Raw genomic sequence first — 20,464 nt, forward strand, 5'->3', positions numbered from 1 at the left:
GCCAAGGGCACAGCGGCGCTCACCCGTCGACCCCGTGCACGGCGAGCAGGGCGCGCATCCGTGACTCGGCCGCCTCCGGATCGGGGAAGAGGCCCAGCCCGTCGGCGAGTTCGTACGCCCGCGCCAGATGCGGCAGCGAGCGGGCCGACTGGAGTCCGCCGACCATCGTGAAGTGCGGCTGATGGCCGGCGAGCCACGCCAGCAGCACCACTCCCGTCCGGTAGCAGCCGGTCGGCGGCTCGAAGAGATGGCGGGCGAGGGCGACGGTCGGGTCGAGCAGGGCGCGGAAGGCCCCGGGGCCGCCCGTGTCCAGGGCGTGCGCGGCCTCGGCGGCGAGCGGCGCCAGCGGGTCGAAGACGCCCAGCAGGGCGTGGCTGAAGCCCTGCCCGTCGCCCGCGATCAGCTCCGGGTAGTGGAAGTCGTCGCCGGTGTAGCACCGTACGCCCGGCGGGAGCCGCCGGCGCAGAGCGGTCTCCCGCCCGGGGTCGAGCAGCGAGATCTTGACGCCGTCGACCTTGCCGGGGTGGGCGGCGACCAGGTCGAGCAGGGTCTCGGCGGCGAGATCCGGGTCCGCGCTCCCCCAGTAGCCGCCGAGCGCGGGATCGAACACCGGGCCGAGCCAGTGCAGCACGGCCGGCCGGCTCGACTGGCGCAGCAGACCGCCGTAGACGTCGAGATAGTCCTCCGGGGAGCGGGCCGCCGCCGCGAGCGCCCGGGAGGCCAGCAGCACCGGGCGCGCGCCCGCCTCCTCCACGACCGCCAGCTGCTCCTCGTACGCGCGGCGGACGCCGTCGAGCCCGGTGCCCGCGCCGAGCCGGTCCGTGGCCCCGGCGAGCTGGTCCGTGCCCGCGCCGCAGACGATCGCGCCGCCCGCCGCCCGCGCCTCGGCGGCCGAGCGGCGGATCAGCTCCCGGGCCGAGGCCCAGTCCAGGCCCGCGCCGCGCTGCGCGGTGTCCATCGCCTCCGCCACACCCAGCCCGCGGGACCACAGATGGCGGCGGAAGGCGAGCGTGGCGTCCCAGTCGACGGCGGCGGGCGCGCCGGGGACGGCGGCGGCGAACCGGTCCGCCACCACATGGGCGGCGGCGAAGAAGGTACGGGAGAGGGCGGGGCGCGCGCGGGGCGCGAGGCGGAGCGGGTCGGCGCGCGGGACATACGTACGGATACGGCCGTCCGCACCCGGCAGCCGGAGGGTCACAGCGCCAGCTCCGGCACCTTGAGGCGGCGGCCCCGGGCGGCGGAGCGCAGCCCCAGCTCGGCGAGCTGCACCCCGCGCGCGCCCGCCGACAGATCCCAGCGGTAGGGGCCGCCGAGCGCCACATGGCGCAGAAACAGCTCCCACTGGGCCTTGAAGCCGTTCTCGAACTCGCCGTTGTCCGGCACCTCCTGCCACTGGTCGCGGAAGGACTCGGCGGCGGGCAGGTCCGGATTCCACACCGGTCTGGGGGTGGCCGAGCGGTGCTGCGCCCGGCAGCGGCGCAGGCCCGCGACGGCCGAGCCGTGGACCCCGTCGACCTGGAACTCCACCAGTTCGTCGCGCATCACCCGGACCGCCCAGGAGGAGTTGAGCTGCGCCACCGTCCCGTTCGCCAGCTCGAAGAGGGCGTACACGGCGTCGTCGGCGGTCGCCGGATACGGTTCGCCGCGCTCGTCCCAGCGCCGGGGGACATGGGTGGCGGTGTGCGCGAAGACGCTGGTCACCCGGCCGAACAGCTCGTGCAGGACGTACTCCCAGTGCGGGAACATGTCCCTGGTGATCCCGCCGCCGTCCTCCGCGCGGTAGTTCCAGGACGGGCGCTGGGCGTCCTGCCAGTCCCCCTCGAAGACCCAGTAGCCGAACTCCCCGCGCACGGAGAGGATCTCGCCGAAGAAGCCGCCGTCGATCAGGCGCTTCAGCTTGAGCAGGCCCGGCAGGAACAGCTTGTCCTGGACGACTCCGTGCCGTACGCCGGCGGCTTCGGCGAGCCGGGCCAGCTCCAGGGCGTCCGCGAGACCGAGGGCGGTCGGCTTCTCGGTGTAGACGTGTTTGCCCGCCGCGACGGCCCGGCGGAGGGCGTCCGGGCGGGCGGCGGTGGCCTGGGCGTCGAAGTAGACGTCCACCGCGTCCTCGCCGCGCGCGGCGAGCACCGTGTCCAGATCTGTCGACCAGTGGGCAAGGCCATGGCGTTCGGCGATGGCGCGAAGTGCGTCGGCGCGCCGGCCGACGAGGACGGGTTCGGGCCACAGGACGCGGCCGTCGCCGAGGTCGAGACCGCCCTGCGCGCGGATGGCGAGCAGCGAGCGGACCAGATGCTGGCGGTAGCCCATCCGCCCGGTGACGCCGTTCATCGCGATGCGCACGGTGCTGCGCCGGCCGGGTGCCGGGGGCGGGGGCGGGTCCGGGGCCGGTGTGGGGCTCGGGGGCGGGGCCGGGATCGGGGGCATGAGGGTCGCCTCCCTGCTGCTCGCCCTTTATGGCGAGATCGTGACAGCAAGCGCTTTCTAAGGGGTATGACGCTAGCCTGCCGACATTGGCCGGACAAGGGGCCCGGCCCAACTCCCCCCGGAGGAAGCGATGACAGTCACCCTGGCGGATGTCGCGGCACGCGCCCGGGTGTCCCCGGCCACCGTGTCCCGGGTGCTCAATGGGAACTATCCGGTCGCGGCGGACACCCGGGAGCGGGTGCTGCGCGCGGTGGACGAACTGGACTATGTGCTCAACGGGCCGGCCAGTTCGCTCGCCGCCGCCACCTCGGACCTGGTCGGCATCCTCGTCAACGACATCGCCGACCCCTTCTTCGGGATCATGGCCGGAGCGGCCCAGACGGAGATCAGCGGGCCCGGCGGGTCGGCGCGGGCCGGCTGCGAGAAGCTCGCGGTGATCTGCAACACCGAGGGGTCCCCCGAGCGCGAACTGACCTATCTCACCCTGCTCCAGCGGCAGCGCGCGGCGGGCGTGGTGCTCACCGGGGGCGCGCTGGAGGACCCCGCGCACATCGCCGCGATGTCGGCGAAGCTCGGGAAGCTGGCGCGCGCCGGGACCACGGTGGTGCTGTGCGGCCGGCCGCCCATGCCCGACGGCGAGCAGGTGCTCGCCACCCTCGCCTTCGACAACCGGGGCGGGGCGCGGCGGCTGACCGAGCATCTGCTCGGCCTCGGCCACCGCAGGATCGGGTACGTCGCCGGGCCGCCGGAGCGCACCACCACCCGGCACCGGCTGGAGGGACACCGGGCGGCGCTGCTCGCGGCGGGGGTCGACGAGCCGCAGGACCGGCTCACGGTCCACGGCTCCTACGCGCGGAGCTCCGGCTACACGGCGACCGTGGAACTCCTCGCGCGGGAGCCCGGCCTGACGGCGGTCCTCGCGGCGAACGACACCGTGGCGCTGGGGGTGTGCGCGGCGCTGCGGGAGAAGGGGCTGCGGATCCCGGAGGACGTCTCGGTGGCCGGATTCGACGATCTGCCCTTCGCGGTGGACACCGGGCCGGCGCTGACGACGGTACGGCTGCCGCTGGCCGGGGCGGGGGCGAGAGCGGGGCGGCTGGTGATGGGGAAGGAGGCCGCGCCGGCGGGGGGAAGGGCGGAGGTGGAGGGGGAATTGGTGGTGAGGGGGTCGACCGGGGTTCGGAGGTGAGGCTGGAATTGGCCGCCCTGGATCCGTCCAGGAACTGAGCTCCAGGCACGTCCTCAATAGCCGGACGGGCTGAATTTGACCACCTGGTTCGGTGCGGGCGTCGAAGCCTCGAATGTGACTGGCAGGGAGTCGAGGATGAGATTTGCGTTTTCCACGTTGGGGGTGCCGGGGGTCTCGGTGGGGGAAGTGGTGGGGATGGCGGTGGAGAGCGGCTACCAGGGGGTGGAGTTGAGGGTCGCGGAGGAGGAGGCGGTGCATACGGGGATCGGGGGGAGGGAGCGGGGGCGGGTGGTGGAGGAGTTCGGGCGGGCGGGGGTGGAGGTGGTCGCGGTCTGCGGGTATGTGGGGATCGCGGCGGAGGGGGAGGACGGGCGGGTGCTCGGGGAGATCGCGGAGCTGGTCGGGCTGGCGCGGGATCTGGGCGCGCGCCGGGTGCGGGTCTTCCCCGGCGGGCAGGGGCAGAAGCCCCGTACCGCCGACGCGAGGGCCGTGCGCAGACTGGCCGCCGCCGGGCGGATCGCGGCCGGGGCGGGCGTACGGATCCTGGTGGAGACCCATGACTCGCACCCCACCGGCGCGGCGGTCTCACGGGTGCTGGGGCCGGTGGACCGGCGGCACACGGGCGCGATCTGGGATGTGCTGCACCCGTGGCTGAACGGCGAGAGCCCGGCCGCCACTCGTGCCGCTCTCGCTCCCTTCCTCGACTATGTGCAGGTCAAGGATGTGGCCTCGCGCGAGGACCTCACCCCGCTGCCCCTCGGCGCGGGCACGGTCCCGCTGGCTGAGTGTCTGGCCGCGCTCCCTCCCGGGACATGGGTGAGCTGGGAGTACGAGAAGCGCTGGCATCCGGCGGCGGCGGAGCTGCCGGAGCTGCTGGCACCGGGCCGGAGGCGGCTGGAGCGGCTGCTCGCCGCAGGGTGCTGAGGGCGACCCCGCCGATCAGCAGCACCGCCGCCGCCCGGCGGAGCGGGCCGATCGGCTCACCGAGGAACAGGGCGGCGGAGGACATCCCGAAGACCGGTACGAGCAGCGAGAACGGGGCGACGACCGAGGCGGGGTAGCGGCGCAGCAGATACCCCCAGACGCCGAATCCGAAGACGGTGGAGACCCAGGCGACGAATATCAGCGCCCCCGCGCCGCCCGCGTCCAGCGAGCGCAGCGCCTCAAGGTCGGCGCTCGGTCCTTCGATGAGGAGCGAGAGCGCGAGCAGTGGGAGTACGGGGACGACGCAGACCCAGACCATGAAGTTGAGGGCGTCCGGCGGGGACGCCTTGCGGGTGAGCACATTGGAGAGGCCCCAGCAGGCCGCGGCGGCGACGACCAGGCCGAAGGCGAGCAGTGGCCCGGAGGCTCCCTCGTCGACGGCGGCGAGGACGACGCCCGCGAGAGCGATCGTCATGCCGAGGACGCGGATACGGTCCGGGCGTTCGGCGAGGAGGGCGGCGGCGAACACGGCGGTGAAGACGGCCTGGATCTGGAGGACCAGGGAGGAGAGTCCGGCCGGCATCCCCTGGTCCATGGCGACGAAGACGAGACCGAACTTCGCCACGCCGAGCGTGCACCCCACCGCGACGATCCACTTCCAGGCGACCTTGGGGCGGCCGACGAGGAAGACCGCGGGCAGGGCCGCGACCAGGAAGCGCAGGGCGGAGAAGAGGAGCGGCGGGAAGTGGTCGAGGCCGATCTCGATGACGACGAAGTTCACCCCCCAGACCGCGGCGACCAGAACGGCGAGAGTGGTGTGAAGGGGACGCATGGATCGAGAATCGCTGGGATAACCATGTAGTACCAGCACGGATTCCTACCTGGTGGGATTCAGCGCTGCTAATGAATGGGGGCGGGGATGCTCGATCTGGGGCGGTTGCGGGCGCTGCACGCGGTCTCGGTGCACGGTTCGGTGGCCGCGGCGGCCACCGCGCTCGGATACACCCCGTCGGCGGTGTCGCAGCAGATCACCAAGTTGGAGCGGGAGACGCGTACGACGCTGCTGGAGCGGCGGGGGCGGGGGATCGCGCTCACCGACGAGGCGCGCCATCTGGCGGCGACGGCGCAGGAGCTGCTGGCCATCGTGGAGCGGGCCGAGGTCAGGCTGGAGGAGCGCCGGGGGCGGCCGACGGGACGGCTGACGATCGCGGCGTTCTCGTCGGCGGCGCGGGGGCTGCTGCCGGGGGTCCTCGCGGAGCTGGGGCGGCTGCATCCGGGGCTGGACGCGCGGCTGACGGAGGTCGATCCGCATCTCTCGGTGGATCTGGTGGTCCGGGGAATGACGGATCTGGCGGTCGCCCACGACTGGGACATCGCGCCGCTGCCCGCGCCGGACGGGGTGGAGCAGGTGCGCATCGGGGACGATCTGTGCGATCTGCTGCTCCCCGAGGGGCACCGGCTGGCGGGGCGGGGCGCGGTGCGGCGGGAGGAGCTGGCGGGGGAGCGCTGGATCAGCCAGCCGCCGGGGACGGTCTGTCACGACTGGCTGCTGCGCACCCTGCGCCCGGTGGGGTGCGAGCCGGATCTGGTGCATCTGGCGGAGGACAACCACACCCAACTCGCACTGGTGGCGGCCGGGCTGGGGATCGCGGTGATCCCCCGGATGGGCCGGGGTCCGCTGCCCGCCGGGGTGGTGGCGGTGGAGCTGGATCCGGTGCCGAGGCGGCGGGTGTACGCGCTGTGGCGGGTGGGGGCTTCGAGACGGCCGTCGATCGTGGCGGCGGTGCGGGTGATGAGGGAGATGTACGGGGCGGGGTGAGGCGGCTCGGGGCGCGCCGGGGCCGGCCCCCGGCGCGCGGCCCCGGCGGCGGGCCATACGCGGGCATACCCCCCGCCGTACCGGTGACCTTTCGCGCGGCGCGCACGGTTTCCGGTGCCGGACCCTTGACCTGGTAGTTATTTTCCGGTTATCCGTTTGTCCTTGGAAGTTTCCTTCAACTCGCTTATTGGGCAAGGCCGGAAGGAGCACCATGAACGACCGGAGCCTCTCCAGACGCACCCTCCTCGCCGCCACCACAGCCACCGCCGCCACCGCCGCCGTCGCGGCGGGCCCGTCCGCCGCCTCCGCCGCCGACAGCGGCCGGCACACCGAGCGGCTCAAGCGGCTGATCTCCCGGATGAGCCTGGAGGAGAAGGTCGGCCAGCTCTTCGTCTCACGGGTCTGGGGGCACTCCGCCACCGACCCCGAGCAGGGGTACGCCGAGCTGAACCTGAGGGACTTCGGCGTCCGCTCGGCGGCCGAGCTGGTCGCCAGGTACCACGTCGGAGGCATCATCTACTTCTCCTGGGCGGACAACGTCCGGGAGCCCCATCAGATCGCCGATCTCTCCAACGGAATCCAGCGCGCCGGGCTCGCCCAGGCCACTCCCCTGCCGCTGCTGATCTCCGTCGACCAGGAGCACGGCGCGGTGACCCGGATCGGCGATCCGGTGACACAGTTCCCCGGTGCGATGGCCCTGGGGGCCGGCCGCTCCCGCAAGGACGCCCGCAGCGCGGGGCGGATCGCCGGGGCCGAACTCGCGGCGATGGGCGTCCACCAGAACTACGCGCCGGTCGCCGACGTCAACGTCAACCCCGCCAACCCGGTCATCAACGTCCGCTCCTTCGGCTCCGACCCGAACGCCGCCGCCCGGATGGTCTCCTCCCAGGTGCGCGGCTATCGGAGCGCGGGCGTCGCGGCCTGCGCCAAGCACTTCCCCGGACACGGCAACACCAGCGTCGACAGCCACACCGCCCTCCCGCGCATCCTGCACACCCGCGAGGAGTGGAGCCGGATCGACGCCCCCGCGTTCCGGTCCGCGATCGCCGCCGGGATCGACTCGATCATGACGGCGCACATCCAGTTCCCGGCGCTGGACCCGAGCGAGGACCCGGCCACCCTCTCGCCCGCCATCCTCACCGGGATCCTCCGGGGCGAACTCGGCTTCGACGGTGTGGTGGTGACCGACGCCCTCAATATGAAGGGGGTGCTCACCAAGTACGGCGAGGCCCGGGTGCCGGTGCTCGCGCTGAAGGCGGGGGCCGACCAGCTGCTCTACCCGGAGAATCTGGCGCTCGCCTGGAACGCGGTGCGCGACGCGGTGCTCGGCGGCGAGCTGACCGAGGACCGCCTCGACGAATCGATCCTGCGGATCCTGCGGCTGAAGGACAGGCTGGGGCTGCTCCGCGACCCGTATGTCACCCACCCCGGGGTGGACCGTACCGTCGGGATCCCCCAGCATCTCGCCACCGCCGCCGAGATCGCCGAGCGGACCACGACACTGCTGGTCAACAAGGAGGAGCTGCTGCCGCTGAGCCGGCGGCGGCAGCGGAATCTGCTGATCGTCGGGAACGATCCCAACCCGGCCGTGCGGCAGAACGAACGGCCCGTCGCCGCGCTGCGGAAGTCCTTCGCCGAACTGGGCTTCACCCCGACCGCGCTGCCCTTCGAGAAGGCCCCCACCCCGGCCCAGATCGACCAGGCGGTCGCGGCGGCGGCCGGCCAGGACGCGGTGATCGTCACCACCTACAACGTGGACGGGGCGAGCAGTCAGCGCACCCTGGTCTCCCGGCTGGTGGCGACCGGCGTTCCGGTGATCACGCTGGCCCTGCGCAATCCGTACGACATCGCGCGGCTCGGCGAGGTCTCCGCCGCGCTGGCCTCGTACGGCTGGTCGGCGGTGGAGCTGAGGGCCGCCGCGCGGGTCATCGCGGGACGGGTTGAACCGGAGGGGAAGCTGCCGGTTCCGGTGCTCCGGGCGGATGATCCGACGGCGGTGCTCTTCCCGGCCGGGCACGGACTCCGCTACGACGGCTGAGCGGGCGGAAAGGCAGCCCCTCCGGCACCTCGCGCCACTGGCGTGAGGTGCCTGTGCCGGGCCACCCTGGACCGACCGGCCGACGGCGGCCGGAGGTTCAGGGGGGTTTGCTGTGGCACATCCGCGTTCCGCCGCCAGGGGCGCGCTGCTCGGTGCGCTGCTCGGCGCGCTGATGCTGACGGCCGGCTGCTCGTCGGACGGCGACCGGTCCGCCGGGCGGTCCGCCGCGCCGCCGGACGGCGGCCACGGGCCGGTGCTGCTGGACGTCGACGAGTGCGGCTCACGCGGTCACAACGCCCGGGAGACGCTCTGCACCCGGGCGGAGGCGGTCGCCCGGGTGATCGCCCGGTATGACGGGCGGCCGGCCGACGGGCCCTTGTGCCCGCTCACCACGGACTTCGTGCTGCGCATCTCCCCGAGCCACAGGGCGGGCGGGGGATACGCCTGCATGCGCAATCTGGAGCCACCGCATCCGGGAGATCCCGGCGGGGGCGGCGGCCCGCACACCGTGGTCGGCGACTGTGTCCACCGCACCGGGGACGGCCGGGTGAAGGAGACCGCCTGCGACGGCTCGGGGGCGTACGAGCCCGAGTACACGATCGGTTCGGCCCACCCCGACAGGGCGCGGTGCCCGGCCGGCACCGCCCTGTACATACGGCTGACGGGAGAGAGCCCGGTGGGCTGCGCCCGCCGCGTGTGAGCGGCGGGCGCGGCCCGGGGGAAGGGGTTACGGCCGCAGGGCCGACTCCTTGCGCACTTCGCGCTTGTCGAGCTTGGCGTCGAAGCGCGCCAGCGGCTTGGCCTTCGTCTCGCTCTTCTGGACGGCGGCCGGGGCGACGCCCGCCCACTTCAGGATCGAGGCGGTGGCGGCGGCCTTCTCGGCGGCGGGCAGACCGGCCACATTGGCACCGTGGTTGGCTCCGGGGACCGTGTAGACATAGCTGTCACGGCTGCCCTTGCCGAGGCGGAACGGTTCCGCGCTCCACGGGTCGTTCCCGCCGTTGACGAACATCATCCGGGTGCCGTCATTGCGCACCCAGCGGTCGATGTCCTTCATCGCCTTCGGCTTGAACGTCATCTCGATGTCGCGCGGGACGAAGTTGCGCGGCGGCTGGTACCCGTACCGGCTCAGCCCCTTGAGGTGGCGCTGCTTGATGTCCGGCGCGCCCATCTCCGTACCGGCCTGGTAGTAGTACGGCGTGTACGGGGTCAGGCCCTGGTCGGTGTAGAAGGAGAAGCCGGAGATGTCGTCGACCAGGTCGAACAGCTCCTGGTCGGTGGTGTCGGCGGCGACGGGGATCGCGGCGCAGTCGGCTTCCTTGCGGTACTGCCAGAAGCCCCAGGTGAAGTCGAGGACGACGGCCTCGAAGGCCTTGTCCAGCGAGCCTATGGTGTTGAAGGTGTAGCCGTTCGCGGCCACCTGCTTCTTGTAGAGCTCCTGGAGCGGCCCCCGGCGGATCAGCGACTCGCGCTGGACGTTGTTGAGCTTGGTGCGGCACTCCTGGGTGCCGACCCGCTCGAAGAAGCGGTCGTACGCCTTGTCGCTGTGGTTCACCGTGTCGTTCGGGGCGACGTAGGCGACGATGCCGTCCATGTCGTCCGGGTAGAAGCGCTCGAAGTAGGTGGCGGTCATCCCGCCCTTCGAGCCGCCGGTGGCCAGCCACTTCTGGTCGTAGATGCCCTTCAGCGCCTGGTGGATGCGGTGCTGGTCGCTGGCGGCCTGCCAGATGTCGAGCTTGGACCAGTCGGCCGGGCTCGGGCGGGACGGCGTGAAGAAACGGTACTCCATGGAGACCTGGTTGCCGTCGATGATCGCCGTGGGCTCACTGCGGCGCGGGTTGGTGTTCAGCCCGTAGCCGGAGGTGAAGAAGACGGTGGGACGGGTGGTGTCCTTGTGCAGCAGGGTGATCCGCTGCTCGAAGGTGCCCTTGCCGGGGTTCCGGTGGTCGACCGGCTGGGTGTAGTTGAGGACGAAGAAGCGGTAGCCCGGGTGGGGCTTCTCCTGGATCAGGCTCATCCCCGGTATCGCGAGGATCCGGTCCTTGATGTCCTGCTGTGCCGCCCGCTGTCCGGCCTGTGTGCCGGTCTCGGACTTCGCGGCGGTGGCCGCTTCGGTGGCCGCCCCGGCCGCGGTCGCGGTGCCGATGAGCATCGCGAACGACAGCACCCCTGTGAGCGTCTTGCGCATGAACCCTCCCCTGACTTCTTCATGTGGTTCGCGGCGAACCTAGCGGTGGTCACACCCGACCCGCCAGCCCCTCATATCTGCAACTCACATGAATTCAGGCGACAGAAGGGGGTGAAAGATCACAAAGACGGTCAGCAGAGAATCCAACCCGTGGAACGTCCCACTCCGGAAACCTTGCCGGAGGCCCGTACGCAGCGGTTGAGCGCGTGCACGGTGACCGGTCCGGCCCGGTGGGTGAAGCGGCCCTCGTCCACCCGGGGGTGTCCGCCGCGCGCCTGGATGGAGACGGACATCTTCCGGCGCGGACCGGGGTTCTTCGCGATTGTGACGGCGCACGCGTACCGGCGGTTCTTGTAGACGCGCAGCTCGCCGGTGGAGAACTCCAGCACCCTGTCCGGTCTTCCGGTGCAGACGGAGGAGGGGTTCACGCTGATCGACGGGGCCGCGGCGGCGGCCGGGCCGGCCGGCGCGAAGGTCACCAGCGAGAGGAGTACGGCGAGGAGCCGGGCGTAGCGGCGGCCGGGGCGGGACACCGACCGCCGGGCCGTCCCCCGTACCGGCTCCGCCGTCCCCCGGGCGTCCACCGTCCCTCGTACCGCTTCGTGCGCCGTGGCCCGTCCCGTGTCTCCCGCATCTCCCGTACTCGGCCCGCTCAGTGCCATCGCCGCCCCCTCGCCTCGGTCCCCGTACCTTCGTACACGCTCTGGCGAAGCGTTTGGTTGGCCCGCCGGCCGCCGAACTCACCCCGGTGGAGCAACCGGCGGGGCGGCACGGCGGGCGGAATCGCCGCCTCAGCCGGCGACGGCCGCCGGGACGTCCTCGGGCGGGCGCTCGTCCGTGCCGGTGAAGGTGCGCCACAGGGTGGCGTAACGGCCGTCCCTGGCGAGGAGTTCGGCGTGGGTGCCGTCCTCGGCGACCTCGCCGTCGGCCATCACCACCACACGGTCGGCGCGGGCGGCGGTGGTGAGGCGGTGGGCGACGACCAGGGTGGTGCGGCGGCCGATGAGGCGGTCGGTCGCCTGGTTGACCTGGGCCTCGGTCGCCAGGTCCAGGGCTGCGGTCGCCTCGTCCAGAAGGAGTATGTCGGGGTCGACCAGCTCGGCGCGGGCCAGCGCGATCAACTGGCGCTGACCGGCCGAGAGATTGCGCCCGCGCTCGGCGACCTCGTGGAGATAGCCGCCGTCGAGAGTGGCGATCATGTCGTGGGCCCCGACGGCGCGGGCCGCCGCCTCCACCTCGGCGTCGCTCGCCCCGGCGCGGCCGTAGGCGATGGCGTCGCGGACGGTGCCCTCGAAGAGATACGACTCCTGGGGCACGACCCCGAGCCGGTGCCGGTAGGCGGTCATGTCCAGTTCGCGCAGATCGGTGCCGTCGGCGGTGACCCGGCCCCGGGTGGGGTCGTAGAACCGCGCCACCAGCTTGACCAGCGTCGACTTGCCCGCGCCGGTCTCCCCGACGAAGGCCACGGTCTGTCCGGCGGGTATGCGGAGGTCGATGCCCCGCAGCGCGGTCTCCTTGTCGCCGTAGGCGAAGTCGACGTCCTCGAAGACGATCTCGCCCCGCAGGGAGGAGACGCCGGCGGGCCGGGGGGCGGGCCGGGTGGAGGTCTCCTCGGCCAGCAGCTGCTGGATGCGCTTCACCGAGACGGCGGCCTGCTGGTAGCCGTCGAAGACCTGGGAGAGCTGCTGCACCGGGGCGAAGAACAGCTCGATGTAGAGGAGATAGGCGACCAGCGCGCCCGTGGTGAGGGTGCCCGCCTCGATCCGGTTGGCCCCGACGATCAGCACGGCGGCGGCGGCCACCGAGGCCAGCAGCTGCACAAAGGGGAAATAAACAGATATCAGCCACTGGCCCCTGACCCTGGCCTGCCGGTAGCTGTCGCTGCCTTCCGCGTAACGGCGGTTGCCCTCGGCCTCGCGGCGGAACGCCTGCACGATCCGGAGCCCGGAGACGGACTCCTGGAGGTCTGCGTTGACGGTGCTGACCCGGTCGCGGGCGAGTTCGTACGCCTTCACGCTCTGCCTGCGGAAGAACCAGGTGCCGACGATCAGCACCGGCAGCGTCGCGAAGACGACCAGCGCCAGCGAGACGTCGATGACGACCAGCACCGCCATGATGCCGAGGAAGGTGACCACCGAGACGAAGGCCGTGACCAGACCGGTCTGGAGGAAGGTGGACAGGGCGTCCACGTCCGTCGTCATCCGGGTCATGATCCGGCCGGTCAGCTCGCGCTCGTAGTAGTCGAGCCCCAGCCGCTGGAGCTGGGCGAAGATCCGCAGCCGTACGGAGTACAGCACCCGCTCGCCGGTGCGGCCGGTCATCCTGATCTCGCCGGTCTGGGCGATCCACTGCACCACCACGGTGAGCAGCGCCAGCAGCGAGGCGGTCCACACGGCGGCGAGGGCGGCCTGTTCCACGCCCTGGTCGATGCCGTGCCGGATCAGTACGGGGAGGAGGAGGCCCATGCCCGCGTCGACGGCGACCAGCAGCAGGCTCGCCAGCAGCGGCAGCCCGAAGCCGCGCAGCAGCATCCGCAGCCCGCCGCCCTCGCTGTGGGAGCGCTCGGTCCCGGCGGCCCGGGTCTCGTCCACATCGGGGGTGGCGTTCGCCGGCGGCAGCGCCTCGACCTGCGCGAGCAGCTCGGGGGTGGCCCCGGGGGCGGCGGACTCGGGGACGCTCTCGCCCCGGACCCAGAGCCGGGGGGTGATCCCGCGCTCGGCGTCGAACTCGGCGTCCAGCTCCTCGCGCACGGTGCGGTCGTCGTCGGGCGCGCCCGAGGACGGCGGGGTGTGTCCCGGGGAGACCGCGCCCAGCTCGTCCGGGTCGGTGAGCAGCTTGCGGTAGAGGGCGGAGCGGGCGGTCAGCTCCTCGTGGGTGCCGATGTCGGCGAGCCGGCCGCCGTCCAGGACGGCGATCCGGTCGGCGAGGTTCAGGGTGGAGCGGCGGTGGGCGATCAGCAGGGTGGTGCGGCCGGTCATGACCGTGCGCAGGGCCTCGTGGATCTCGTGCTCGACCCGGGCGTCGACGGCGGAGGTGGCGTCGTCCAGGAGGAGGAGACGCGGGTCGGTGAGGATGGCCCGGGCGAGCGCGATGCGCTGGCGCTGGCCGCCGGAGAGGGACAGGCCCTGTTCGCCGACCTCGGTGTCGTACCCCTCGGGAAGCTCGGAGATGAAACGGTCCGCCTGGGCGGCGCGCGCGGCGGTCTCGATCTCCTCCCGGGTGGCGTCCGGCTTTCCGTACGCGATGTTCGCGCGGACGGTGTCGGAGAAGAGGAAGCTGTCCTCGGGGACGAGCCCGATGGCGGCCCGCAGCGAGTCGGTGGTCAGCTCGCGCACATCGTGGCCGCCGACGAGGACCGCGCCGTGGGTCACGTCGTAGAAGCGGGGCAGCAGCAGCGAGACGGTGGACTTGCCGCTGCCGGACGCGCCGACGACGGCGACGGTCTCGCCCTCGCCGATCTCCAGCGAGAACCCGTCGAGGACCGGCCGCTCCGGGTCGTAACCGAAGGTCACCGCGTCGAACTCGACGGTGGCCGGAGCGTCGGCGGGGAGTTCCTTGGTGCCGTCGCGCAGGGTCGGCTCGGTGTCGATCAGCTCCAGGACGCGGTCCACGCCGGCCCTGGCCTGCTGTCCCACGGTCAGGACGACGGCGAGCATCCGCACCGGGCCGACGAGCTGGGCGAGATAGGCGGAGAAGGCGACGAAGGTGCCGAGGGTGATCTGCCCCCGGGTGGCCAGCCAGCCGCCGGTGGCGAGCATGGCGACCTGGCCGAGCGCGGGCACCGCCTGGAGGGCGGGGGTGTAGCGGGCGTTGAGCTTGATGGTGCGCAGCCGGCCCGCGAAGAGCTTGCGGCTCGCGGCGCGCAGTTTTCCGGACTCCTGCTCCTCCTGGCCGAAGCCCTTGACCACGCGTACGCCGGAGACCGCGCCGTCCACGACGGAGGCGACGGAGGCGGCCTGGCTCTGCGCGTACCAGGTGGCGGGGTGGAGACGGTGGCGGCTGCGGTCGGCGATCCACCAGAGGGCGGGGGCGACGGCGAGGGCGATCAGGGTGAGCGGCAGCGAGAGCCACGCCATGATCACGAGGGAGATGAGGAAGAGCAGGATGTTCCCGATGGTCATCGGGAGCATGAAGAGCAGGCCCTGGATGAGCTGGAGGTCGCTGGTGGCACGGCCGACGACCTGCCCGGTGGAGAGTTCGTCCTGGCGGCGGCCGTCGAGCCGGGTGATCGTCGCGTACATGTCGGTACGCAGATCGTGCTGGACGTCGAGGGCGAGCCGGCCGCCGTAGTAGCGGCGTATGTACGTCAGTACGTAGACGACGACGGCGGCGGCCAGCAGCAGGCCGGTCCAGACGGCGAGGGAGCGGGTGCCGTCCCCGATGACGTCGTCGATGACGACTTTGGTGATGAGCGGGACCAGGGCCATGACGGCCATGCCCGCCAGGGAGGAGCCGAGGGCGAGGATCACATTGCGGCGGTATCGCCACGCGTAACCGCTCAGCCGCCGTGCCCAGCCGCGACCGGGGCCGTCAGGGCTCCCGGCGTTCCCCGCGCTCCCTGTCCGTTCCGCCGCCTTCGCAGCCGCCACGTGGTGCCTCCCGTCGGTTCTGTCCCACCGGAAGGCACCAACGCGCTGAGCGGCGGATTTCATCCCGCCTTAACAAAGGTGGCGTTTAGTCCAAGGCCCGGACGTCGGGGGAGGCGGCCCGCTCGGGGGTGGCCGGGACGGACCCGCTCGGCACGGCGGGCGGCGCGAAGGCGGTGCGCGCGGGCGCCTTGGGGTTGAGGGCCTTGTGGACGGCGCGGGAGACGGCCTGGATGCTGTTGACCCCGTCGTTCATCGACTTGTTGCCCTGAGTGAGCACGGTGATCGTGTAGTCGTGGCCCTTGCCGGTGAAGGCCCCCACGCTGTGCACCCGCCAGCCGTGGGTCTTCCGGGGCAGCCAGCCGTTCTTGACCTGGACGGTCGCGGTGGCGGGCGCGCCGGCCGGGGTGCCCCAGCGCTGGGACGGGACGACCTCGCGCATCAGCTTGCGGGCGTAGGCCCGGGAGTCGTCGTTGAGCAGGGTGTTCTTCGCGGTCAGCCGTGCCAGCAGCCGCTGCTCGTCCCGGGCGGTGATCTGGGTGAGGCCCCAGTAGCCGTTTGCCCCGGGGGTGGTCTGGGTCATCCCCGCGCCGCTGAGGAAGCTCTTGATCCTGGCCGTGCCGAGCTGCTTCCACAGGGTGGAGGTGGAGGCGTTGTCCGACTTGGTGATCATCGCCTTGGCGAGCTTCTGCTCCTGCGAGGTCAGCTTCCGCTTCTTCTTCTGCGCGTCCAGCAGCAGCGCGCCGAGGACGGTGACCTTGACGACGCTCGCCGAGTCGAACTTCTGGGTCGCGCGGTACGCGCAGCTCGTTCTGGTCACCGTGTCGTCGACCTGGAAGGCGATGGTGCCCTTGCGGCCCTTGAGGGCGGCGGTGAGGTCCTTCGTCATCTTGGCGGCGAGCCCCGCCTTCTTCGACGTGCAGCCGACCTTCGGCGCGGCGGCGGCAGCGGGTGCGGCGGCCACGGCGGTCGGCAGGAGTACGGCCGCCGCGAGCACGGCGGCGACGGCGCGCCCGGGCGCGGCTGTTCGGTGGTGCGTCATGGAGGATTCCCCATCCCCTGGTGCCTGATGCGGGCGCCCCATTCATGTGCACCCACCACTCATGACTCACGGGGGACGGGATGGTTGTACGACAATTCCGGACCCGTCCGAACGGTTGCTTACCGGTGACCCGCGTGGGACGGGAGGTGTCAGAGGTGCTGGTGAACGGCGCGGGAGACGGCCTCTATGGTCGTCACGCCGTCGTTCATGACCGCGTTGTCCTCGGTGAGGACGGTGATCGTGTAATCGCGTCCGGTGCCGCTGAAGGCTCCGAGGCTGTGCACCCGCCAGCCGTGGGTCGCCCTGGGCAGCCAGCCGTTCTTGAGGCGGACGGCGGTCCCGGCGGGCGCGCCGGCCGGGGTGCCCCAGCGCTGGGACGGGATCACCTCGCTCATCAGCTTCAGCGCGTAGCGCCGGGAGGCGTCGGTGAGGACGTCGTTCTCACCGGTCAGCAGGGCGAGCAGAGTGCCCTGGTCGCGCGCGGTCACCTGGGTGAGCCCCCAGAAGCCGCCCCCGCCCGGGGTGGTCGCCCGCATCCCGGCGGCGTCCAGGAACCGCTGCACCCGGCCGGTGCCCAGCTGCTGCCACAGCGCCGAGGTGGAGGCGTTGTCGGACGCGGTGATCATGGCCCGGGCCAGCGAGCGCTCCCGCGCCGTGAGCTTCCGCCCCCGCTCCTGCGCGTCCAGCAGCAGCGCGCCGAGGACGGTGACCTTGACGACGCTCGCCGAGTCGTAGGGCCGGTCCGCGCTCACCTCGCAGCTGGTGTCGCTGATCCGGTCGTGGACATGGACGGCGGTGGTCGAGGCGCGGTCGCCCACGGCGGCGAGTATGTCCCGCCCCAGGCGGTAGGCGAGGTCCACGTCCATGGAAGTGCAGGCGACTTCCAGATCTTCGGCGACGGCGGCCGGGGCGGCGGGAGCGGGAGCGGCGGGGGCCGCTGCCGCCGGGGCTGCGGTGAGCAGCGGGGCGAGCGGGAGAGCGGCGAGGAGGAGTGCCGCCGTGCGCGGTAACCGGTGTGTCATGAGGCCCCCTTGGGTTGGAGGGCCATTGACGCACGCGTACCTGTGAACGCGCGGATGTTCGGCAGGGCCGGCTTCCGGCCCGCTCGAATTTCGATTCACTCAGGGCGTGAAGTCGTACTCCAGGATGTAGGCGGACGAGTCGAGGACCATGTCGTTGACCTCGACGGCGGTGCCCTCCTCGGTGAAGGCGGTGCGGCGGATGAGGACCACGGGGGTGCCCGCCGGGAGGGAGAGCCGGTCGGTCTCCAGCGGTGCGGGCATCCGCGAGCGGATCTCCTCACGGAAGCGGACCGGCCGGTGGCCGATCTCGCCGAGCCTGGCGTAGATGCCGCCCGGGCCGGTGTCGATCTCGGTGATCGCCGTTCCCGCGACGAGTCCGGCGTCGAGATGCGAGGTGGCCAGCATGACGGGCCGCCCATTGAGCGCGTACCTTCTGCGCCGCAGACACACGGGCGCGCCCTCGGCGAGGCCGAGCAGCGACCGGATCGCCTCCGGCGGACTCTCCTCGGCCACGGAGACCGAGTCCAGCTTCAGATCCCACCCCTCGGCGTCCATCGACCACACCGAGCGGCCCTCGCCCCACAGCCCCGCCGACAGCCGCTGCACTCCGCGCCGCCGGATCGGCCGGTACTCGCGGACGAAGACCCCCGCGCCCTTCCTCGCCTCGGCCAGCCCCTCCGCCCGCAGCACCCCGATCGCCTGCCGGGCGGTCATCCGGGCGACGGCGTGCGCGGCCATCAGATCGTTCTCACCGGGCAACCGGTCGCCCGGACCGTACTCCCCGGTCTCGATGGCGGCCTTCAGTTCGAGGGCGATGCGCTGGTACTTGGGCTGTCGGCCGCCGCCCTGGCTTCCCATGTGGGACCCCTCCCGGATCATCTCCGGCCATCCTAGGCAGGCTCCCCGATCCTGTTCGACCTTCCACGGCGACACACGCAATCGAACATCTCTAGAGACGACTTGACTCCGGAGCGTGAGTGGCGCTTCACTCGGATCATCTCTAGAGATGCGTCAGTCCGTACCGCGATCCTGTGGAGGCTTCCGTGTCCGTCACCCACACCGTCGAGGCCGGTTGGCCGCTCCCCCACTCCCCCCGGAGCGCCGGGCGGGCCAGGGCCCTGCTCCGGGAGCGGCTCGCCGACTGGGGGATCGCGGGTGAGACCGCCGACGACGCGTCGCTGCTCCTCTCCGAGCTGGTCGCCAACGCCGTCCGGCACACGCCCGCCCCGGACGGCCGGGGGATCGGGGTACGGATCACCCTCGGCGACGGGACGCTCCGGCTGGAGGTGGCCGACGCCGACGGCCGCCGCCCCGAGCCGAGGGAGGCGGCGGCCGAGGAGGAGGACGGCCGGGGGCTCGCGCTGGTCCGCGCGCTCGCCGAGCGCTGGGGGTGCGGCGAGCGGGCGCAGGGGGCCGGGAAGACGGTCTGGGCGGAGCTGAAGGCCCGCTGACCGGGGCGGGGCCGGGGCCGGGGCCCCGGAATTCAGGCGTCCCGGCGGCGCAGCGCCTCCCACCCCGCCCAGACGGCGGCGGCGGTCCAGAGCGCGAGTACGGCGAGGCCCGCCCAGGGGCCCAGGGAGCCCACCGGGTCCTGGAAGAGGATCTGCCGGCCCGCGCGGTCGGGGAGGTACTCGACGAGCCCCTCGCCCTTGATGACGAAGGGCAGGATCAGCAGCAGCGGGATCAGCAGCCCGAGCACGGCGGTCGCGCCGCGCAGCAGCGTCGCGAGGCCGGCCGCGAGCAGGGTGATCAGCGTCAGATACAGACCGCAGCCCACCATGGCGCGCACCGCGCCCGGGTCGCCGGGGCCGAGGCCTCCCCCGGCGGTCAGCGGCTGCCCCGCCAGAAAGCAGACCGCGCCGGTGACCAGGCCCACCGCGAACGACGGGAGGGCGACGGCGGCCAGCTTCGCCGCGTAGAAGCGGCCCCGGCGCGGTACGGCGGTCAGCGAGACCCGGAGCGCGCCGCCCCGGTACTCCCCCGCGACGGCCAGCGCGCCGAAGCAGACCGCCGCGACCTGGCCGAAGTGGAGGCCGAAGTACGTGGACTCCAGCGGGTCGAAGCCCGGCGCGGCCCGCTCCTCGGGGCCGAGCGAGGCGCTCATCAGCACCGAGAAGCCCGCCGTGACGGCGAGGACCAGGCCGAGGGTGAGTCCGAGGGAGCGCACCGAGCGGATCTTCAGCGACTCGGAGCGGAGCACGGCGGTGAAAGCGGTGACGGAGGTGACCGTGGTGACGGACGCGGACATCGTCAGACCTCCCGGGGGTGAGCGGTGGCGGCGGACTCCGGTGCCCCGGCGGTCAGCGCGAGATACGCCTCCTCCAAGGTGCCGTGTTCCCCGGCGAGTTCCAGTACGGGCAGGCCCGCCCGCGCCGCGAGCGGACCGATGTCCGCCACCCGCGCGCCCCCGACCGTCCAGCGGCCGTCGGCGGCGAGGACGGGCGCGTACCCGTGCCCGGTGAGCAGCGCGCGCAGCGGCTCCCCCGCCGCCTCCGTGGTGCGCAGCCGTACGCGGGGCGTGGTCCAGTCCTCGATGAGCGTGCCGACGGCGGCGTCGGCGAGGAGCGCGCCGCCGCCGAGCACCACCAGCTGGTCGGCGAACTCGGCCGTCTCGCCCATCAGATGGCTGGAGACCAGGACCGTCCTGCCCTCCCCGGCCAGCTCGCGCAGCAGCCCCCGGAGCCAGATGATGCCCTCGGGGTCGAGCCCGTTCGACGGCTCGTCCAGCAGCAGCACCTCCGGGTCGCCGAGCAGCGCCGCCGCGATCCCCAGCCGCTGCCGCATCCCCAGCGAGAAGCCCCGGATCCGGCGGTCCGCCGCGCCCGCGATCCCGGTCAGCTCCAGTACCTCGGCCACCCGCCGTGCCGGGATCCGGCCGGCCGCCGCGAGGACGCGCAGATGGTCGCGGCCGGTGCGGGAGCCCCCTGCGGCCCCCGGGTCGAGCAGCGCGCCGACCCGGCGCGCGGGTTCGTCCAGCGCGCGGTACGGCAGCCCGCCGACGGTGGCGGTGCCGGAGGTGGGACGGTCCAGGCCCAGGATCAGGCGCAGGGTGGTGGACTTGCCCGCGCCGTTGGGCCCGAGGAAGCCGGTGACCCGGCCCGGGCGTACGGTGAAGCTCAGCCCGTCCACGGCGCGGACCGGACCGTACTCCTTGGTGAGTTCGGCTACGTCGATGCTGGTCATGGCAGCAGCCTGGCCGCCCCGAGGCCCCCGCCGCCTCCCCCGTACGGGG

At 72.7% G+C, this 20,464-nt stretch carries 16 protein-coding genes and 1 pseudogene; 6 read left to right on the forward strand and 11 right to left on the reverse strand.

Annotation, left to right across the window (positions count from 1 at the left end):
* Window positions 1-19: 19 nt before the first annotated feature.
* Window positions 20-1,198, reverse strand: a complete 1,179-nt coding sequence (locus ABD371_RS06575; protein WP_344473728.1) for a DUF993 family protein — start codon at window positions 1,196-1,198, stop codon at window positions 20-22.
* Entirely contained in the window at window positions 1,195-2,328 is a 1,134-nt protein-coding gene (locus ABD371_RS06580) for a Gfo/Idh/MocA family protein (RefSeq protein WP_344474106.1), read from the reverse strand. Before ABD371_RS06580 ends, ABD371_RS06575 begins: the two co-directional genes overlap by 4 nt.
* A gap of 226 nt (window positions 2,329-2,554) precedes the next feature.
* On the opposite strand from ABD371_RS06580, the gene ABD371_RS06585 reads away from it, so the two are divergent.
* Entirely contained in the window at window positions 2,555-3,613 is a 1,059-nt protein-coding gene (locus ABD371_RS06585) for a LacI family DNA-binding transcriptional regulator (protein ID WP_344473731.1), read from the forward strand.
* Between the two features lie 195 nt (window positions 3,614-3,808).
* Window positions 3,809-4,411: pseudogene (locus ABD371_RS06590) on the forward strand (sugar phosphate isomerase/epimerase family protein); the annotation flags it as partial.
* Here the strand turns inward: ABD371_RS06590 and ABD371_RS06595 are convergent.
* On the reverse strand, window positions 4,356-5,369 hold the full coding sequence (locus tag ABD371_RS06595) for an EamA family transporter (RefSeq protein WP_344473734.1): 1,014 nt from the start codon (window positions 5,367-5,369) through the stop codon (window positions 4,356-4,358). The pseudogene ABD371_RS06590 and the gene ABD371_RS06595 sit on opposite strands and share 56 nt — an antisense overlap.
* A gap of 87 nt (window positions 5,370-5,456) precedes the next feature.
* Between ABD371_RS06595 and ABD371_RS06600 the strand changes: the two genes are divergently transcribed.
* The 3 genes from ABD371_RS06600 to ABD371_RS06610 all read left to right on the forward strand — a co-directional run bounded on the left by ABD371_RS06600 (window position 5,457) and on the right by ABD371_RS06610 (window position 9,094).
* Window positions 5,457-6,356 (forward strand): LysR family transcriptional regulator, encoded by a 900-nt coding sequence (locus ABD371_RS06600; RefSeq protein WP_344473737.1) that lies wholly within the window; start codon window positions 5,457-5,459, stop codon window positions 6,354-6,356.
* A gap of 211 nt (window positions 6,357-6,567) precedes the next feature.
* Window positions 6,568-8,394: a glycoside hydrolase family 3 protein gene (locus tag ABD371_RS06605; protein WP_344473739.1), complete on the forward strand. Its 1,827-nt coding sequence runs from the start codon at window positions 6,568-6,570 to the stop codon at window positions 8,392-8,394.
* A gap of 172 nt (window positions 8,395-8,566) precedes the next feature.
* Complete coding sequence (locus tag ABD371_RS06610; RefSeq protein ID WP_381733375.1) at window positions 8,567-9,094, forward strand: hypothetical protein; 528 nt, start codon at window positions 8,567-8,569, stop codon at window positions 9,092-9,094.
* A gap of 27 nt (window positions 9,095-9,121) precedes the next feature.
* Here ABD371_RS06610 and ABD371_RS06615 read toward each other — a convergent pair whose 3' ends face one another.
* The 6 genes from ABD371_RS06615 to ABD371_RS06640 form a co-directional block, all read right to left on the reverse strand.
* Complete coding sequence (locus tag ABD371_RS06615) at window positions 9,122-10,582, reverse strand: S28 family serine protease (RefSeq protein ID WP_344473743.1); 1,461 nt, start codon at window positions 10,580-10,582, stop codon at window positions 9,122-9,124.
* A 131-nt stretch (window positions 10,583-10,713) separates the two neighbouring features.
* Window positions 10,714-11,244, reverse strand: coding sequence for a hypothetical protein (locus ABD371_RS06620; protein ID WP_381733269.1), 531 nt, complete (start codon window positions 11,242-11,244; stop codon window positions 10,714-10,716).
* Between the two features lie 129 nt (window positions 11,245-11,373).
* Entirely contained in the window at window positions 11,374-15,084 is a 3,711-nt protein-coding gene (locus ABD371_RS06625) for an ABC transporter ATP-binding protein (RefSeq protein WP_344474110.1), read from the reverse strand.
* 172 nt (window positions 15,085-15,256) lie between these two features.
* Window positions 15,257-16,210: a serine hydrolase gene (locus tag ABD371_RS06630; protein ID WP_344473745.1), complete on the reverse strand. Its 954-nt coding sequence runs from the start codon at window positions 16,208-16,210 to the stop codon at window positions 15,257-15,259.
* A gap of 149 nt (window positions 16,211-16,359) precedes the next feature.
* The gene (locus ABD371_RS06635) at window positions 16,360-17,232 is read right to left on the reverse strand and encodes a serine hydrolase (protein WP_344473747.1); all 873 of its coding nucleotides are present in this window, start codon (window positions 17,230-17,232) and stop codon (window positions 16,360-16,362) included.
* A 99-nt stretch (window positions 17,233-17,331) separates the two neighbouring features.
* Complete coding sequence (locus tag ABD371_RS06640; protein ID WP_344473749.1) at window positions 17,332-18,090, reverse strand: GntR family transcriptional regulator; 759 nt, start codon at window positions 18,088-18,090, stop codon at window positions 17,332-17,334.
* Between the two features lie 185 nt (window positions 18,091-18,275).
* On the opposite strand from ABD371_RS06640, the gene ABD371_RS06645 reads away from it, so the two are divergent.
* A complete protein-coding gene (locus ABD371_RS06645; RefSeq protein WP_344473751.1) occupies window positions 18,276-18,683 on the forward strand; it encodes an ATP-binding protein in 408 nt (135 codons plus the stop codon).
* A gap of 32 nt (window positions 18,684-18,715) precedes the next feature.
* Here ABD371_RS06645 and ABD371_RS06650 read toward each other — a convergent pair whose 3' ends face one another.
* Together ABD371_RS06650 and ABD371_RS06655 are read right to left on the reverse strand one after the other, a co-directional pair.
* Window positions 18,716-19,480: an ABC transporter permease gene (locus tag ABD371_RS06650; protein WP_344473753.1), complete on the reverse strand. Its 765-nt coding sequence runs from the start codon at window positions 19,478-19,480 to the stop codon at window positions 18,716-18,718.
* A 2-nt stretch (window positions 19,481-19,482) separates the two neighbouring features.
* Window positions 19,483-20,415 carry an ABC transporter ATP-binding protein gene (locus ABD371_RS06655; RefSeq protein WP_344473755.1) on the reverse strand — a complete coding sequence of 311 codons (933 nt, stop codon included), beginning with the start codon at window positions 20,413-20,415 and terminating at the stop codon, window positions 19,483-19,485.
* Between the last annotated feature and the right edge of the window lie 49 nt (window positions 20,416-20,464).

This window comes from Streptomyces amakusaensis (assembly GCF_039532665.1).
In the GTDB taxonomy this organism is placed as follows: Bacteria; Actinomycetota; Actinomycetes; order Streptomycetales; family Streptomycetaceae; genus Streptomyces; species Streptomyces amakusaensis.

Coding starts and splice junctions, on each gene's coding strand:
- ABD371_RS06620 (WP_381733269.1), bottom strand. CDS start 11,244: ATGGCACTGAGCGGGCCGAGTACGGGAGATGCGGGAGACACGGGACGG.
- ABD371_RS06605 (WP_344473739.1), top strand. CDS start 6,568: ATGAACGACCGGAGCCTCTCCAGACGCACCCTCCTCGCCGCCACCACA.
- ABD371_RS06655 (WP_344473755.1), bottom strand. CDS start 20,415: ATGACCAGCATCGACGTAGCCGAACTCACCAAGGAGTACGGTCCGGTC.
- ABD371_RS06610 (WP_381733375.1), top strand. CDS start 8,567: ATGCTGACGGCCGGCTGCTCGTCGGACGGCGACCGGTCCGCCGGGCGG.
- ABD371_RS06585 (WP_344473731.1), top strand. CDS start 2,555: ATGACAGTCACCCTGGCGGATGTCGCGGCACGCGCCCGGGTGTCCCCG.
- ABD371_RS06615 (WP_344473743.1), bottom strand. CDS start 10,582: ATGCGCAAGACGCTCACAGGGGTGCTGTCGTTCGCGATGCTCATCGGC.
- ABD371_RS06580 (WP_344474106.1), bottom strand. CDS start 2,328: ATGAACGGCGTCACCGGGCGGATGGGCTACCGCCAGCATCTGGTCCGC.
- ABD371_RS06635 (WP_344473747.1), bottom strand. CDS start 17,232: ATGACACACCGGTTACCGCGCACGGCGGCACTCCTCCTCGCCGCTCTC.
- ABD371_RS06595 (WP_344473734.1), bottom strand. CDS start 5,369: ATGCGTCCCCTTCACACCACTCTCGCCGTTCTGGTCGCCGCGGTCTGG.
- ABD371_RS06630 (WP_344473745.1), bottom strand. CDS start 16,210: ATGACGCACCACCGAACAGCCGCGCCCGGGCGCGCCGTCGCCGCCGTG.
- ABD371_RS06600 (WP_344473737.1), top strand. CDS start 5,457: ATGCTCGATCTGGGGCGGTTGCGGGCGCTGCACGCGGTCTCGGTGCAC.
- ABD371_RS06650 (WP_344473753.1), bottom strand. CDS start 19,480: ATGTCCGCGTCCGTCACCACGGTCACCTCCGTCACCGCTTTCACCGCC.
- ABD371_RS06640 (WP_344473749.1), bottom strand. CDS start 18,090: ATGGGAAGCCAGGGCGGCGGCCGACAGCCCAAGTACCAGCGCATCGCC.